The sequence below is a fragment of the Streptomyces sp. RPA4-2 genome, assembly GCF_012273515.2.
Taxonomy (GTDB): Bacteria; Actinomycetota; Actinomycetes; order Streptomycetales; family Streptomycetaceae; genus Streptomyces; species Streptomyces kaempferi.
On sequence record NZ_CP050975.2, the window covers coordinates 3,390,493 to 3,406,418 of the forward strand.

The 15,926-nt window shown below is 69.8% G+C and carries 11 protein-coding genes and 4 pseudogenes; 11 read left to right on the forward strand and 4 right to left on the reverse strand.

The window, feature by feature from the left end; translation table 11 throughout:
* Nucleotides 1-74 precede the first annotated feature (74 nt).
* From HEP85_RS14675 to HEP85_RS14685, 3 genes and pseudogenes are all read left to right on the forward strand, one after another.
* Nucleotides 75-1,022 carry a nucleoside hydrolase gene (locus tag HEP85_RS14675; protein WP_168528165.1) on the forward strand — a complete coding sequence of 316 codons (948 nt, stop codon included), beginning with the start codon at nucleotides 75-77 and terminating at the stop codon, nucleotides 1,020-1,022.
* A gap of 387 nt (nucleotides 1,023-1,409) precedes the next feature.
* Complete coding sequence (locus tag HEP85_RS14680; RefSeq protein ID WP_329526390.1) at nucleotides 1,410-5,123, forward strand: S8 family serine peptidase; 3,714 nt, start codon at nucleotides 1,410-1,412, stop codon at nucleotides 5,121-5,123.
* A 92-nt stretch (nucleotides 5,124-5,215) separates the two neighbouring features.
* A pseudogene (locus tag HEP85_RS14685) lies at nucleotides 5,216-5,332 on the forward strand (DUF488 family protein); the annotation flags it as partial.
* 477 nt (nucleotides 5,333-5,809) lie between these two features.
* On the opposite strand, the pseudogene HEP85_RS14690 reads toward HEP85_RS14685, so the two are convergent.
* Nucleotides 5,810-5,914: pseudogene (locus HEP85_RS14690) on the reverse strand (GntR family transcriptional regulator); the annotation flags it as partial.
* A gap of 465 nt (nucleotides 5,915-6,379) precedes the next feature.
* On the opposite strand from HEP85_RS14690, the gene HEP85_RS14695 reads away from it, so the two are divergent.
* Together HEP85_RS14695 and HEP85_RS14700 are read left to right on the forward strand one after the other, a co-directional pair.
* On the forward strand, nucleotides 6,380-6,733 hold the full coding sequence (locus HEP85_RS14695; RefSeq protein ID WP_211117969.1) for a hypothetical protein: 354 nt from the start codon (nucleotides 6,380-6,382) through the stop codon (nucleotides 6,731-6,733).
* A gap of 94 nt (nucleotides 6,734-6,827) precedes the next feature.
* Nucleotides 6,828-6,917, forward strand: a pseudogene (locus HEP85_RS14700) (SAM-dependent methyltransferase); the annotation flags it as partial.
* A 264-nt stretch (nucleotides 6,918-7,181) separates the two neighbouring features.
* Here the strand turns inward: HEP85_RS14700 and HEP85_RS14705 are convergent.
* Both HEP85_RS14705 and HEP85_RS14710 read right to left on the reverse strand, forming a co-directional pair.
* The gene (locus HEP85_RS14705; RefSeq protein WP_168528166.1) at nucleotides 7,182-7,751 is read right to left on the reverse strand and encodes a DinB family protein; all 570 of its coding nucleotides are present in this window, start codon (nucleotides 7,749-7,751) and stop codon (nucleotides 7,182-7,184) included.
* 314 nt (nucleotides 7,752-8,065) lie between these two features.
* Nucleotides 8,066-8,464 (reverse strand): hypothetical protein, encoded by a 399-nt coding sequence (locus HEP85_RS14710; RefSeq protein WP_211117971.1) that lies wholly within the window; start codon nucleotides 8,462-8,464, stop codon nucleotides 8,066-8,068.
* A 422-nt stretch (nucleotides 8,465-8,886) separates the two neighbouring features.
* On the opposite strand from HEP85_RS14710, the gene HEP85_RS14715 reads away from it, so the two are divergent.
* Nucleotides 8,887-10,959: a SpoIIE family protein phosphatase gene (locus HEP85_RS14715; protein ID WP_168528168.1), complete on the forward strand. Its 2,073-nt coding sequence runs from the start codon at nucleotides 8,887-8,889 to the stop codon at nucleotides 10,957-10,959.
* A gap of 875 nt (nucleotides 10,960-11,834) precedes the next feature.
* On the opposite strand, the gene HEP85_RS14720 is transcribed toward HEP85_RS14715, so the two are convergent.
* Entirely contained in the window at nucleotides 11,835-12,302 is a 468-nt protein-coding gene (locus HEP85_RS14720) for an NUDIX hydrolase (RefSeq protein ID WP_168528169.1), read from the reverse strand.
* A gap of 18 nt (nucleotides 12,303-12,320) precedes the next feature.
* Between HEP85_RS14720 and HEP85_RS14725 the strand changes: the two genes are divergently transcribed.
* From HEP85_RS14725 to HEP85_RS14745, 5 genes and pseudogenes are all read left to right on the forward strand, one after another.
* Complete coding sequence (locus HEP85_RS14725) at nucleotides 12,321-13,100, forward strand: GntR family transcriptional regulator (RefSeq protein WP_168528170.1); 780 nt, start codon at nucleotides 12,321-12,323, stop codon at nucleotides 13,098-13,100.
* A gap of 139 nt (nucleotides 13,101-13,239) precedes the next feature.
* Entirely contained in the window at nucleotides 13,240-13,593 is a 354-nt protein-coding gene (locus tag HEP85_RS14730; RefSeq protein ID WP_168528171.1) for a hypothetical protein, read from the forward strand.
* Nucleotides 13,594-13,595: 2 nt separating this feature from the next.
* The gene (locus HEP85_RS14735) at nucleotides 13,596-14,951 is read left to right on the forward strand and encodes an FtsK/SpoIIIE domain-containing protein (protein WP_168528172.1); all 1,356 of its coding nucleotides are present in this window, start codon (nucleotides 13,596-13,598) and stop codon (nucleotides 14,949-14,951) included.
* Between the two features lie 80 nt (nucleotides 14,952-15,031).
* Nucleotides 15,032-15,235 carry a hypothetical protein gene (locus HEP85_RS14740; protein ID WP_168528173.1) on the forward strand — a complete coding sequence of 68 codons (204 nt, stop codon included), beginning with the start codon at nucleotides 15,032-15,034 and terminating at the stop codon, nucleotides 15,233-15,235.
* Nucleotides 15,235-15,914 (forward strand): annotated as a pseudogene (locus HEP85_RS14745) (DUF2637 domain-containing protein). Before HEP85_RS14740 ends, HEP85_RS14745 begins: the two are co-directional and overlap by 1 nt.
* The last annotated feature ends 12 nt before the right edge of the window (nucleotides 15,915-15,926 follow it).

Below are 15,926 nucleotides of genomic sequence, written 5' to 3' on the forward strand. Positions count from 1 at the left end.
GAACAGGGCGCCGGCTGTCGCGCCCGATCGCGACGGCCGGCGCCCGTCAGCGCCTCGCCCCGGAAGGGAACCGCATGCCCAAGAAGATCATCATCGACTGTGACCCCGGGCTGGACGACGCGATCGCCATCCTGCTCGCCGCCGGGAACCCGGATGTCGAGACCGTCGCCGTCACCACCGTCGCGGGCAACCACACCCTCGACAAGGTCACCCTGAACGCCCGTCAGGTCTGCACCCTGGCCGGCCTGCACGACGTACCCGTCGCACCGGGCGCCGACCGTCCCCTCGTCCGTGACCGGATCACCGCGGCCGAGATCCACGGCGAGTCGGGCATGGACGGCCCTGCCTTCATCACTCCGGCCATGGAGGCCGACCCCCGGCACGCCGTCGACCTCATCGTGGAGACGGTTCTCACCCATCCCGGCGAGATCACGCTCGTCCCCACCGCGCCCCTGACCAACATCGCGCTGGCGCTGCGCCGGGAGCCGCGGATCGCCGCGCTGGTCGAGGAGGTCGTCCTCATGGGCGGGTCGTACACCCGCGGCAACGTCACGCCCGCGGCCGAGTTCAACGTCCACGCCGATCCCGAAGCGGCCGCGATCGTCTTCTCGGCGGACTGGCCCGTCACCATGGTCGGTCTCGACCTGACCGCCCAGGCCGCCGCCACCCCGGAGCTGCTGTCCCGCATCGAGGCGCTGGACACGCCGGTGTCCCGGTTCGTCGTCGATCTCCTGCACCACTACAACGCCACCGTCGGCAAGGTCCACGGCACGACGGCCACGATCCACGACGCGTGCGCGGTCGGCCGGGCCATCGACCCCACTCTGATGGAGGCCGTCGAGGCCCACGTCGAGGTCGAACTGCACGGCACGGCGACCTACGGGATGACGGTCACCGACTTCCGCGGCCACATCGGTCCGCCGAACACGTCCGTGGCCACCGAACTGCGCACCGAACGCCTCTGGGACCTGCTCATCCGCTCACTAGAGAACATCGCGACCACCACCCGGACATCGGCCTGACCGAAGGCGAGCGGCCCGGCCCGAGCACCCAGGACCGGACGGGATGACCTTCGTAACCGGACGGGATGACCTTCGGAGGGGAACGAGGGACACATCTGACCTTGGAATACCCAGCCAGCAGGAAGAGTGTCCACGGCAGGAATTGCGCGAGCCCCCGACGGCGCCGGGCCTGGCAACAAGACGGCGGAAACCGTGTACGGACGTGAGGAGGTCGCCGCGAGGCGGTCCGCCGCCGTCCCCCGGAGGCGCGGTGGCCGGCGACCCCGTCTGCACGCGGCGCAACTGTGCCATGGCACAAGAGTGACGTGTGCGACCCCTTGAACGACGGCTGGGGCGGCCGGAGGATCCAGTGATCTTTCGCTCTTCGCCGCGTCTCAGGAGTCTTCCTTGCCCAAGGTTCCCATCCCCCGGCCCGGGCCGATCGCCCTCGCCGTGGCAGCCGCGCTGACACTCGGCGTCATACCGGCGACTGCCGCTGTGTCCGCGTACTCCGCCGGTGAGGTGTCGCACAACGACGCCGGACACCAAACCCCCGACGCTGCCGGCACGCACACCGTCACCCTGATCACGGGTGACAAGGTCACCATCGGGACCGCCGCCGACGGCACCGTCGTGCGCTCCTTCCAGGCCGCGAGCGGAGCCACCACCGGCTTCCACCGCGCTGTCGTGGACGGTGCCACCTATGTCTACCCCGACGCCGCCCTGCCGTACGTGAGCGCCGGCAGACTCGACAAGCAGCTCTTCAACGTGACGCGGTTGATCACCGAGGGCTACGACGACGCGCACAGCTCCCGGCTGCCGCTGATCGTGCGCTACTCCGGAGCCGCCGCCAAGGCCCGCACCCGGACGAAGATGGCCGGCACGACCGACGTCCGCCGCCTGGACAGCATCCAGGGCGCGGCTCTCGCGCAGAACCACAAGCAGGCACCGGAGTTCTGGTCCTCGCTCACCGGGGTTTCCGGCGCGGCGGCCCGCTCCGCGAAGCCGTCCTTCGCGGGCGGCGTCGCCAACGTGTGGCTCGACGGCAAGGTGAAAGCCGACCTGGCCGACTCCACCGCCCAGATCGGCGCGCAGAAGGTATGGGCGGAGGGCGACACCGGCCAGGGCGTGAAGGTCGCGATGCTCGACAGCGGCGCGGACACCGAACACCCGGACCTGGTCGGGCAGGTGTCCGACAGCGCCAGCTTCGTCCCCGGCGAGGACGACATCGCCGACTACAACGGCCACGGCACGCACGTCGCCTCGACCATCGTCGGCACGGGCAGCGCCTCCGACGGCAAGGAGCGGGGTGTCGCCTCCGGCGCCCGGCTGGCCGTCGGCAAGGTGCTCAACTCCGAGGGCAGCGGCCAGGAATCCTGGATCATCGCGGGCATGGAGTGGGCCGCCCGCGACCAGAAGGCCAGGATCATCAGCATGAGCCTGGGCGGCGGCGGTGACAAGAACGACCCGATGAGCCAGGCCGTCGACGAACTAAGCCACGACACGGGCGCGTTGTTCGTGATCGCGGCGGGCAACGGCGGCCCGCACTCCATCAGCAGCCCCGGTGCCGCGGACTCCGCGCTGACCGTCGGCGCCGTCGACTCCACCGACACGCTCGCCGACTTCTCCAGCCAGGGGCCGCGTGAAGGCGACGGCGGGCTGAAGCCGGAGATCACCGCGCCCGGCGTCGACATCGTCGCGGCGCGCTCGCACTACAAGCGCGGCTCCGGCTACTACACCACGATGAGCGGTACGTCGATGGCGACGCCGCACGTCGCCGGTGCCGCCGCGCTCCTCGCCTCCGAGCACCCCGACTGGACGGGCACCCAGCTCAAGGAGGCGCTGGTCAGCAGCGCCAAGGCGACCCCGGCGTACACCCCGTACCAGGCGGGCGCCGGCCGGCTCGACGCGCTGGCGGCCGTGCACACCACGGTCTTCGCCACCACGACCGCCTACTCCGGCTTCCACACGTGGCCCCCGAAGCCCGGGGAGACCGACACCCAGACGGTGACGTACACCAACGTCGGCGACGCCCCGGTCGGCCTCGACCTGGCGGTCGACGGCACCGTCCCCGCCGGGTTGTTCAACCTCTCCGAGGACCATGTCACCGTGCCCGCGCACGGCACCGCCACGGTCACGCTGACCGCGGCTCTGGACAAGCTCGCGGGCGACCAGTCGGTCAGCGCCATGATCACCGGTACGGACGGCGCCGGGACGGTTCGCGCCCGGACCCTGATCGGCGCGGCCCGAGAGGGCCAGCGGCAGAATCTGACCGTCGTCGCGAAGGACCGTGCGGGCAAACCGCTGGCGGGCCGGGTCGTCCTCACCGCCGAGCACCTCTTCACGGTGATGGACCTCGACGCGTCCGGCACCGGCACGACGCGGCTGCCCGTCGGCAGCTACAGCGGCTGGCTCACCGGGGACGTGCAGGGCGCCGAAGGCCCGAAGTCGCTCGGCATGGTGCTGCTCGCCTTCAACGACGTGAAGCTGGACCAGGACCGCACCGTCACGCTGGACGGCCGCAAGGCGCGCCGGATCCTGGCGCGCGTGCCGCAGCAGACCACCGCCGTCGCGCCGCGCCTGGACGCCCACCGGTCCTACAGCGACAGCCTGGTGGAGACGTCGATGCTGCCCAACCCGTCGTACGACAGCATCTGGGCGCTGCCGACCGGCAAGAAGGTCACCGACGGCGAGTTCGAGGCCGGCGCCCGCTTCCGCCTCGAGCAGCCGGCGCTGACCTTGAGCACGAAGTCGACGACCTTCGACGACCCGCTGGTCAAGCGCGCGGCCACGCCGCTGCCCGCCGGCAGCCGGAACCTGACGGCGGTCTTCGCCGGCGACGGCACGGCCCAGGAGCTCGCGCGGCAGAACGTGCGCGGCAAGGCCGTCGTGGTGCGGGGCGCCGGCACGGAAGGGATCCAGGCGCAGGCGGAGGCCGCCGCGGCGGCCGGCGCCCGGCTGCTGCTCGTCGTCAACGACGGCGTCGGCCGCCTGGAGCCCTGGGACGAGAACCCCTGGAGCCCGGCGAGCCCCGCCCCGGTGACGGTGGCGACGCTCACCGCCGACCAGGGCGCCGAGCTGATCGGCTCGCTCCGCCACGGCGCGGTCTCGCTGAAGGTCACCTCGCACCCCACGACGGACTACGTCTACGACGTGGTGCACCACTGGACCGGCGCCGTCCCGGCGGACCCGACCTGGCGTGAGGAGCCCAAGGACCTCGGCCGGGTGAACGTCTCCTTCCGGAACTACCGGCAGGGCAAGGCGATGGAGTTCCGTCCGGACGTCTGGCAGGGCTGGGCCGTCGGCAACCAGCTCACCGCGCCCGCCCAGGGCGAGCGCACCGACTGGGTCACCGCCGGCACCACCTGGCTGGACGACGCCTTCATCCAGGGCGAGACCGGGCAGCACTCGATCGACCCGCTGCAGTACTCGGCCCGCAAGACCGGCAAGGTCAACTGGTTCGGCCCGATCCAGCGGCCCCGCATGGGCCCGGCGAACTACCAGCCCGTTCGCTACCTCGACACGATGTACATCACCGCGCCCGGCTGGGGCGACTCGGGGTCCGGCCACGTCGGCGACGCCGGTGCGAACTTCGACGTCAAGGACTGGATGTCGCTGTACCAGGGCGACCAGCAGCTCGACTGGGGCAACGCCGAGTATCTGCAGGTTCCCGGGCTCGGTGCGGAGCGCCTGCCCTACCGGCTGGTCCTCGACAACGACCGTGGCGCCTGGGCCAACCCGTACTCGACGCACACGCTGACCGAGTGGAACTTCACCTCCGCGGTCACCGGCAGCGAGTCGACGGCGTCACTGCCGCTGATCCAGCTCGACTACGGCGTGGACACCGACAAGTCCGGCCGGGCCGACCGCCACGCCGGGCTGACCGTGACCGCCTCGCACCTGCCGGGCACCACCGCCGCCATCGCGAAGCCGTCCGTCGAGGTCTCCTACGACGACGGTGCGACCTGGCAGCGGACCGACCTGAGCCGGTGCGGTGACGGATGGCGGACGAACCTGCGCGCCCCGCGGTCGGCCGGCTTCGCCACCCTCCGGGTCGGCGCCCGGGACAGCGCGGGCAACACCGTCTCGCAGACGATCACCCGGGCCTTCGGCCTGCGCTGACGTCACCCCCCGGGAGGTCACCCGGGACAGCACCGCGTGGGCGGGACCGCAGCCGGCGGCCCCGCCCACGCGGCGTTCCCGGTCGTCGGAGGATCCATGAGGACACCTCGTCGCGGGACGGCGAGCGAGTGCTCGTGGACCGCCGGTGTCCCCGCGGAATGAGCAAAGAACGGGCTCACCTGGACGAACGGCTCCGCGACGCGGCGCCGCCGCGGACCCGCGCCGGACAGCACCGGACCCTCTCCGCGATCACGTGGAGGCGGTCCGGTTCTCGGTGCCGGGGGGGGCAAACATGCCTTGACCAGCAAAAAGGCCCTCCCAGGGGAGGGCTCTCAGTGGCGCCCCCGGCAGGACTCGAACCTGCGGCCAAGCGCTTAGAAGGCGCTTGGTGAGATCACCGGCGCACGCCCTCTGACCTCACGTTCTTCGGCTGACGACTGCGAACGTGCGGCGCCTTCGACACGCATTCGACAGAGTGGCGGGCAACGCGGGTCGGCTGAAGCCGTACGCCCGGGGGTATCCGCCTGAACATGCTTGCTCTGATTGCCTACCGCTCGTACCACGGCGCAACGACCGTGTGGGCCTTCGTCGTTGCCATCCTCATCGTGCTGGTGGCCGGTTGGTACATCCGACGCTGAAGGTAGTCGCGACACCCGCGCATCTGCTTCCGCAGGTCCGGTAGGCCGCTATGGACGGTTGATCGAAATCTCGTAGACGATCTCGTAGTGAGCGGCGGGCACCACGATGTCCGCAGTCTCCACGGCCCGCCCCTCGTCGCTGTAATACGTCCGCGCCGCGGCACTCTGGATGCCGGGTGCAGGTCGGGCAACTGCTCCGGAGGCCCTCTGGGCCTGTGGCGTCGCTGCTGGTCACAGGGCCGCTTCTGCGTGCTCGACGGCCGCATGTCCACGGATGGTCCACGGGCGCTGATGCCTACCCGCATGTGCCGGACCGGTGCTGCGGGACGAGTCGGGGCGGGGGTTGCCTCTGGTGGAGGTACTCGCGGAGAGGTGGGTCGTAGGGGAGCGCGAGCTCGGCGGGATCGTGAGGTGCAAGTTGACCCTGGTGGACGGGGGAGCCACTCGTACGCGCGCGTGTGACGACGACACGCCAAGCGCCGGTTCCCGAATCACGATTTTACGTTACATGAGGTGTCTTTGACGGCGAGTCGGACTCAACGGTGCATTGCGGACGTCAATATGAATATGTCCGACCCAGGCAGGCGCATTTGGCACCTGCCGTGAAAGGAGCACGGAATGCGGGTTTCCCGTTTTGCCGCCGCGCTGGGCGTCGCGGCCGCCATCCTGGTAGGCGGCGCCACTGGCGCCAGCGCCGCCGCGCCTTCGGTGGTATCTCATGCCACGCACGACCGTGGTCACGACCATAGGGGCGGCGACCGTGACGGCCGCTGGGGTCACGACCACGACGGCCGCTGGGGCCACCACCGCGGCGACCGCGACGGCCGCTGGGGTCACGACCACGACGGCCGCTGGGGCCACCACCGCGACGACCACGACGGCCGCTGGGGTCACGACCACGACGGCCGCTGGGGCCACCACCGCGACGACCACGACGGCCGCTGGGGTCACCACCGCGACGACCACCGCTGACCGTCCTTGGGGGTGCACTTCCGCTGTTGGGGAGGGCACCCCTTCCGCGTCCTCCGCATACCTTCGGCCGCACAGACACCCGCGACAGGCCGAGATCTACGATCCGCTCGATTCCGACCGCAGGGATCTGGATCCTCACATTGGTGTCGTGCAGGAGTTCAATGCGCGTCGGGTGCTGGACATCGCATCCAGGGACGGGTGCGCGACACCCGCTTTAGGAGTTCGATCCGGCGGCCCTTCGAGGCCTGCATAGCGGCTTCGTACCGCCGTTCGTGGGTGCGCCCTCAGCTGCACTAATACGCCGACGTTCGCGCCCGTTGATGTCAGGACTCGATGTCAGCTGGCTCGCTGACGTCCCTGAACCGCGGATCGTGAGGCAAAGGCGTTTGCGGGGTCACAGGGCGTATCGCCCCCAGGTAGGGGGCGATACGCCCTGCCGCGCCGCTGGCTAACCCATGGTCTTGGCGCCGTCCAGGGACTCGCGGATGATGTCGGCGTGGCCGGCGTGCTGGGCGGTCTCGGTGATGATGTGCATCAGTACCCGGCGGGCCGACCATCGCGTGCCCGGTTCGGACCACGGGGCCTTCGGTAGCGGTTGTGTGGCGTCCAGGTCGGGGAGGGTGGCGATCAGTTCGTCTGTTCGGCGGGCTACCTCGGCGTAGTCGGCGAGCACGCCGGTCAGCGTCTCGCCGGGCAGCATCCGGAACTCGTCGGCCCGTCGGGCCCAGTCGGCCTCGGTCATGGAGGTGAAGTCGGGCATCGCCGACGGGCCGTCCAGGATGAACTGCGCCCAGGCTCGCTCGACCGCAGTGACATGTTTGATCAGGCCGCCCAAGCACAGCTGGCTGACGGTGGTCCGGCGCCCGGCCTGCTCGTCGGTGAGGTCACGGGTGGTGAATCGCAGGAAATGACGATGCTTGGCCAGGGCCTCCAGCAAGTCGGCGCGCTCGCCGGTAGCGGTGGGCTCATGGGCCGAGTCGTGGGTGGCCAGTTCGTTGACAGTCACGGTCTCGCTCATGGTCGCTGCCTTCCGTGGTTCGTCTTGTGCCGGGCAAGGAGGACGCTAGGGGGCATGGAGGTCAGATACTGACCTAAATGACCGGAGGGGTGAGGATGCTGAGGCTTGACCTGGTGCTTGACCTGTCGGGGTGGCGGGATTTGAACCCAGGACCTCTTCGTCCCGAAGCAACTTGGGTGGGCTGCTGACCTTGGGCCACTGCTCGTCTGACCTGCTGCGCTGGTCCGTAGGTGTCCTTGCGTGTCCGCCGCTGTCCGTCCGCGTTGTCACGCAGTTAGATACTCAACGCTGCGGCCCCTGTCGGGTGCTGAGGCTCAGGTGGACTCATGCAGCGCAGCGAGTTCCTTCAGGTCGTTCGCGACCAGGACCTGAGCAAGGCGCCCGGCGACGGCAACGACCTTTGGCCAAGAGGGCGACTGTAGATACTCCTCGTCCGTGTCGTTGGGCGCCTGGGCCGCTGCGGCGTTGAGCGCGATGCCCAACTCACGCATGCGAGCCACCTCTTCCTCAGTTCTCAGACTGACGCCGAGAAATCTCTCGGGCTCGTCGGCGTCGCAGAAGTCGTCAAAGAGCGTGTGGAAGACGTGGTCCAGGCTCTCGAACGCCGATGGGTCGAGCCAGACGTCCTGCTGCCAGGGTGGATTGGCCAGAGCCAGTACCGCGGGTACGACGTGGACTCGGTGGTTCGCTATGAGGCGGGCGTCTTCGCACACGGCGCCGAGCCTATCGACGGCACCCTGAGGACGTATCGGCATTTCCGGGAAGCCGCCTGGTGAGAAACACCCCATCTTGCCTGACGGCCACCCTTCGAAGGAAACGCGTTCGGTCAGGGGGCTGTGACCTGGCCGTTCACCAGCTGCCCTGGTAGCTGACCTGTCACGGGTTGTCGCCGCCGGTCACTGTCGAGCGACCTCGCACGGCCCAGGGACGGCCCAGAGTGATCGTTCAGGCCGGTCCCACTCGTCCAGCTTGATCTTCACCTGGCAGTTGTGGTCTGCATGCCAGATGACCCCGCCCGCGACACTCGGGAAGGCCGGTGGGGTGATGTCAGGCACCTCGGCGGTGGTGTCGCCGCGCTGGAGTGCGGTGTGGCGTTGATGCTGGCAGTCATCGTGCGAAGGAGGCTGTCGTAGACGTGGACTCTGACTTCGATGCGGCGGTGCTGCACGCGCTGTTCACTCAGCCACCCATCGGCTTGCATGTACTGGATCCGGAGCTGCGGATCGTGCGCTTCAACTCCGCCGCGCCCGGTGTTCAGGGCCTCGACATGAGTGACGCGGTCGGCCGTACCTGGCGCGAGCTGGGATTCGCCGCGGACGATGTGGAGAGCATGCTGCGCACCGTGCTGGAGACGGGCGAGGCGGTAACCGATTTCCAGTACCGGGGCCGTCCGGATGTCCTGGGCGGCATGGAGAGGGTGCTGTCGATCTCGGCGTTCCGCCTCCAGGACGCCGAACAGCGCACGCTGGGAGTGGCCGGCACAGTGGTGGACATCACCGTGCAGGATCGCGTCGAGCGGCGCCTGAACCTGCTGTACCGGGCCGGTGAGCGGCTCGGGCGCAGCCTGGATGTGTTCCGCACGGCGCAGGAACTCGCGGATGTCGCCGTGGGCGAGCTGGCCGATGTGGTGTCGGTCGTTGTTCTCGATGCCGTGCTGCACGGCGAGGCGCCGCGCCCGGGACCGTTGTTCGACCCGGTCACCGTGCGTCAGGCCGGTTCCCGAGCCGTGGAGGCGATCACGGTGGATTCGACCATGTACGAGGTCGGGGAAGTCAGGGTGATTCCCCGGGGCACCCCGTTCTCGCAGGCCCTCAGCGACCTGCGGCCACGGCTCGTCCGGCACCTGAAGGCCAACGACCCGTGGCTGGTCCGGCATCCAGCGGATGCTGAGAGGGTGAGTGAGGCGGGGGTGCACTCGCTGATGGCCGTCCCGCTGGCCGCGCGCGGCGTGGTGCTCGGCATGGCGACCTTCTACCGCGGCCCCGGATCACCGCCCTTCGACGATGACGACCTCGGCGTCGCCGCCACTGTGGTGGCCCGGGCCGCGCTGTGCGTCGACAACGCCCGCCGCTACACCCGTGAGCGCACGATCGCCCGGCTCACCCAGCGCGCCCTGGTGCCCGACCGTCTGCCCTCGTACACCGCCGCGGAGACCGCGTACACCTTCCTGCCGGTCGCCTCCAGCGGCGTCTGGTACGACGTCATCCCTCTCTCCGGTGCACGCATCGCGCTCGTCGCCGGCGACGTGTCCGGCCACGGCCTGCCCACCGTGACCACGATGGGCCGGCTGCGCACGGCGGTCGGCGCCCTGGCCGCGATGGACTTGCAGGCCGACGAACTCCTCGAACATCTCCACGACCTGACCGAGCAGCTCGCCCGCGAACACGTGCCCGCCGAGAACTCCGACCAGTCGGAGCTAACGGCGACCTGCCTCTTTGTGATCTACGACCCGGTCACCCGCACCTGCACCCTGTCCCGGGCAGGACATCCTGCGCCCGTCGTGGCCCTGCCCGACGGCAGTATCCACGTCATCGACGTCCCGGCGGGGCCGAACCTGGGACGCGGCGTGGCCTCGTACCGGTCCACCAGCGTGGATCTGCCCGAGGGCAGCATCCTCACCCTCCACAACGCGGAACTCCTCCAGGACACCGATCAGGACCAGCTTCCCGCCTTCCGGGACGCCTTCAGCACACCCACAGGCCTGACCGGCCGCCTGCAGGACATGTGCGACACCCTGATGACCTCACTGCTCCCCGACAACCCTGCCGACGACGCCATGCTCCTGCTGGCCCGCACCCGCTCACTCGGCCCGGACCAGGTGGCCTCCTGGACACTGCCCCACGAACCCGAGAGCGCCGCCGCGGCCCGCCGCCTGGTCGCCGGCCAGCTCACCGACTGGGACCTCGACGACCTCACCTTCAGCACCGAACTGATCGCCAGCGAACTGGTGACCAACACCGTCCGCTACTCCACGGGGCCGGCACAGCTCCGGCTGATCAACGACCGTACGCTGATCTGCGAGGTCTCCGACAACAGCAACGCCGCCCCCCATCTGCGGCACGCGGAGGACGACGACGAAGGCGGTCGCGGCCTGTACCTGGTCGCGCAACTGGCCCAGCACTGGGGAGTCCGCCGCGCTGGACGTGGCAAGACCATCTGGACTGAGCAGGCCCTGCCCGCTCATGGACCGGTGGGCGACGACAGGTGAGGAGCTGGGAGGAAGCTTTTTCGCCTGCTGGGACGGGCTCATCCTCCGTGACGCCGACCGGCCGTGCACCTTACAGAGCGGTCGGTGGAGCGACTTTGGGCGGGAGCTGCCATGGGGCGAGTGATCATGGCCCCTTAAGCTTCCGGCGAGTCGGGCAGTCTGTGGACCTGCCCGCTAAAGCACGACGTTGGGGCCATGATCTTCGAGGCTCGCCCCATGGTGGCTGCCTAAAGTCGTGGAGCCGACCGCCTCAGCCCCCACCGAGCCCGCCCCTCCGCTGCCTGTGGTGTCCGGCAGGCCTCAGCCGTGGCGTACCTGCTTTTTGATCCCAAAGCGTCTTTTCGGGTCCATGCGGATCATGCGTCCCGGCCGTGCGGCGATGCCTGCCCAGGGTGGGGCCTGGCGTGTGGGAGGGGTGGGGAATCTGGCTTGGTCCGGCGCATCGGCCCTTGGCGTGCCGGACGTGAAACGGTGATGCCCCCAGGCTGATGGTGGGTGGCGCGGGGCCGGGGCCGGGGCGGCGCGGGCCGAAGGCATGAGCGCAGCCCCGAGTCCCGAGCCGTGCGCCGGCCCGCGGCGCGGGCCTGTGGGGTGCGATCTCCGTAGCGTCGGGCGGAAGCCGTTGGGCCAGCGTGCCCGGATGCCGAAGGCAAGAGCCCCTCGCCATGTCCCGCGAAGCCGTAGGCCACCTGCCGGGGGCTGAGGCGTTGCCGCTGAGGTCGGCGAAGCGTGAGGGAGCTACGGGGCCAACGAGGGTGCGGTGGGCTTCTGTTATCTCAAGTGCGCCACGGCTGAGGCCTGCCGGATGCTGCGGGCTGCGGCCGGGAGGGCCCCTCCCCACCCGAAGGGTGGGGCTTGATGAAGTAGAGAAAGTTCTATCCCGCTGGGATGAGGCGCCTGCCGTCGTGGCTCCGTACGTGAGGACCGTTGCCGTCCAAGGCGTCCAGGAGGCGGACCGCGAAGACCTCGGCCATGCGCTCGCTGACCTCTTCGGGCGTGAGCCAGTCAACCGCGGTCGATTCGCTGGACGTGCGCTCGGTGCCCCCGGAGGGCTTGCAGCGGAAGACCAGGGCGACGATGCCCCGGGTGGTGTTCTTGTAGACCCCGGTGAGCTGGTCCACCTCGACGTGGATGCCGGTCTCCTCGAGGACCTCGCGGGCGACGCCGGCCTCGGGGGTCTCGTCGAGTTCGAGTACGCCGCCGGGAAGTTCCCAAGTGCCGTTGTCCGCGCGGCGGATCGCCAGGAGTCGGCCGTCCTCGCCGATGACCACTCCGGCTACGGACACGGAGTGGAGCGGCGTTGACTCGCCTTCCTGGGCACTGTTACTCATGTGCAGGAGCATAGGAGGAAGAGAAGGACTATGGGAACAGCAGTAGGAGGTGAGCGGTCCGTACCTCGCTACGTACAGATCGCCGACGAGATCGTGCAGCAGATCCGGGCCGGTGTCATCAAACCCGGCGACATGGTGCCCAGCGAGTCCGAGCTGGTCGACCGCTACGGCGTATCGGGCGGCACGATCCGCAAGGCCATGGTCGAGGTGCGTGCGAGCGGGCTGGTCGAGACACGGCACGGCAAGGGCTCGATCGTCAAGGATCGACCGCCCGTGCGCCATCGGTCCTCCGACCGCTTCCGGCGCTCACTTCGGCAGGGTGGGAAGGCCGCCTATCTCGCCGAGTCCGCGCAGTCCGGCGCCACGGCCAAGGTGAGCGTCCTCTACATCGGCCCGATGGAGGCACCTGAGGATGCCGCAGAGCGGTTGGGCGTCCCCGCCGGCACTCAGGTGCTCGCCCGGCGACGCCTCAACTTCCGCAACGGCACGCCCGTCGAGACGGCGACGTCGTACCTCCCGTGGGACGTCGTGAAGGACATCCCCGAGCTGTTCGCCGAGAACCCCGGCGGTGGCGGCATCTATGCCCGACTCGAAGACCACGGGCACGAGTTCGAGGAGTTCGTTGAGACCCTGCAAGGGCGGCCGGCATCCAAGGCGGAGTCCTCGGAGCTGGCTCTCAGCCCCGGCGCCCCGGTCATCCACCTGATCCGTGAGGCCCGTACGACCGAGGGTCGCGTGGTCGAGGTCTGCGACACGCTCATGGCCGCTGACCAGTTCGTTTTCGAGTATCGGATCCCCGCCGTCGACTGACGCGTCCTCAACTCCCCTCAGCCCGTCGCGAGTTCTTCTTCGCGGCGGGTTGACTCATGTACAGGAGTCATGCACTCTTCTTCATGTCACTCATATACATGAGTGACGGAGTCCAGCCTCTATAGAGGAGTGAATCGCTGTGCGCCAGATTCCCGTCGACACCACGAACGCGACCGTGATGGTCGCCAAGGCCCCACAGCCGAAGGTCAAGGACCGCCGGACGGGTGAGATCGCCCTCGACAAGGACGGCGTCACGCTGATGACGGTGGAGGTCATGTTCTCCACGCCCGACGAGGTGGAGATTCTCAAGCTCACCGTTCCGGCGCCGGGCGTCTCCGAGGACCTGGCCATGGGCACCCCGGTCGCGCTGACGGGTCTGGTCGCCTCGGCGTGGGAGAACGAGTTCAACGGGCAGAAGCGGCACGGGATCGCGTTCCGTGCGGTCGCCGTCACCTCGCTCGCCGCCGCTGGCTCGACGTCGAAGGCGGCCTGATCATGACCGCGTTAACGGTCGCGCTGGTGCTGGTCGTCGCTGCCGCGCTGGTCCTGCGGTGGCGGCGGCCCGCCTGGTACTGGCTGGCCTTCGGTGCCGCCTTCGCCGCGGTGCGGGTCCTGTTCCAGTACACCTCCGTGATGGACGCCTGCGGGCTCACGGTGCCGCCGTCGCGCTGGCGCCTGGCCATGGCCCGTCTCGCCAACCGGCCCGTCCCCGAATCCCGTGCCCCGCGCATCCTGCGTCTGCGGCCCACCCGGACCGGCCTGGTGCTCCGTCTCAAGCTCCGTCCCGGGCAGGACGCCTTCGACGTCTCCGCCTCGTGCGACCGGCTGCGGCACTCGTTCGCCATGTGCGGCGTCACCTCCCGTGAACTGCGCTCCGGCGTCGTCGAGGTCCGGATGACCGGCTATGACGTCCTCAAGCGGGTCCAGATGCCTGCGAAGACCGATCCGGCTCCGATGCGGGTCCCGGTCGCCCTGCGCGAGGACGGTGCGGTGCACTACCGCGACTACCGGACCATCCCCCACGGGCTCACCCTCGGCGCCACGGAATCCGGGAAGTCCGTCTACCAGCGCAACCTAGTGGCCGGCCTCGCCCCTATGGACGTCGCTCTGGTCGGGATCGACTGCAAACAAGGCGTGGAACTCTTCCCCCTGGCCCGCCGGTTCTCCGCACTCGCCGACAACCCCGACGCCGCCCTCGACCTCCTCGAAGCCCTCGTCTCCCACATGGAAGACGTGTACCAGGTGATCCGGGCCGAGCAGCGGATCACGGTGAACGTGCCGGATGCGGAGATCGCCTCCGACATCTGGGACCTCCCCGATCACCTGCGCCCGGTCCCGATCGTGGTCCTGGTGGACGAGGTCGCCGAACTCGCCCTCTTCGCCACGAAGGACGAGGAGAAGCGCCGGGACCGGATCATCACCGCCCTGGTCCGGCTCGCCCAGCTCGGCCGGGCTGCCGGGATCTATCTGGAGATCTGCGGGCAGCGCTTCGGCTCCGAACTCGGCAAGGGCATCACCATGCTCCGTGCCCAGCTCACCGGCCGCACCGCCCACCGCGTCAACGACGAATCCTCCGCCAACATGGCCTTCGGCGACATCGCCCCGGACGCCGTCCTCGCCGCCATCCAGATCCCCACCGAGACCCCCGGCATCGCCGTGACCGGCGACTCCTCCGGCGGCTGGGCCCGCATCCGCGCCCCGCACACCACGCTGCGCCAGGCCGTGAACCTCTGCAACAAGCACGCCGGCCGCACCCCGGACCTGCCCGCCCTCGCGCCGTTCCGGCCCGTCGTCGGCACCCCGGCCCCGGCCTCCGGACCGCTGGCCAAGGCTGCTCCCGCGACCGTCTGACCTCTCCCGCTCCACGGCTGGCGTGACCGTCTCGCGCCGGGTCCCTACCCCCTCCATGCCGGAAGGAAGGAACGCCCCCAATGTGTGAGCACATCGAGGACTTCCACCGCACCGTGCTGATGCTCGGCGCCCTGGCCCTCTACGCGGACACGCCCGGCGCCGACGACCTGTTCATCGACACCATCGGCCCGTCGCTCGCGGCGTCGCTTCCCGAGCCCCCGCCGGGCATGTTCCCGCCCGGTTACGACCCCACCGACGGCCCCGAATACCCCGGCGGCTCGTGATGGCCCGCCCTGCGTTCCGTGTGGACGCCGTCCCCGTCCAGGCCGTCATCGCCGGAGCCCTCTCCTTCGCCCACCTCCACGAACTCGCCGACGCCGCCGGACAGACCGGCTGGAAGGCATGGGCCTACCCCATCTCCGTGGACCTGCTCCTCGTCGCTGCCTGGCGACGACTCCGCTCGGACGGACCGTCCCGGCTGGCCTGGTCCTGGTTCCTCATCGCCCTGGTCGCGTCACTCGGCGCCAACGTCGCCACCGCCGGGTTCCTCGACCTCGCCCACCCGCCCGCCTGGCTGCGCTTCGGCATCGCCGGATGGCCCGCCCTCGCCTTCCTCGGCGGCACCCTCCTCGCCCACTCCCACACCGCCAGCGCCCCGGAGCCGAATCCGCTTAAGCCACCGCCGCCCCGGTCCCCGCAGCGGAAGTCGAGCAAAAACCTGTGCCCGCCCCGCGACCGGAGCCCTCTCCCATCACGGCCACTGCTGAGGACACTCCGGCGCTGACCCCCGCTCCCCCGGCTCCGACCGGTCCGCAGGTCCCGGCCGCGCTGGTCGACCACGCCCGCAAGCTCGCCGCCGACCACCACACCCGCACCGGCGCACCGATCGACACCGACACCCTCCGCGCCCGCCTCGGCGTCCCGCCCCACCTCGCCGACGCCATCGCCGCCCAACTCACCTGACCCGAAGGGAGA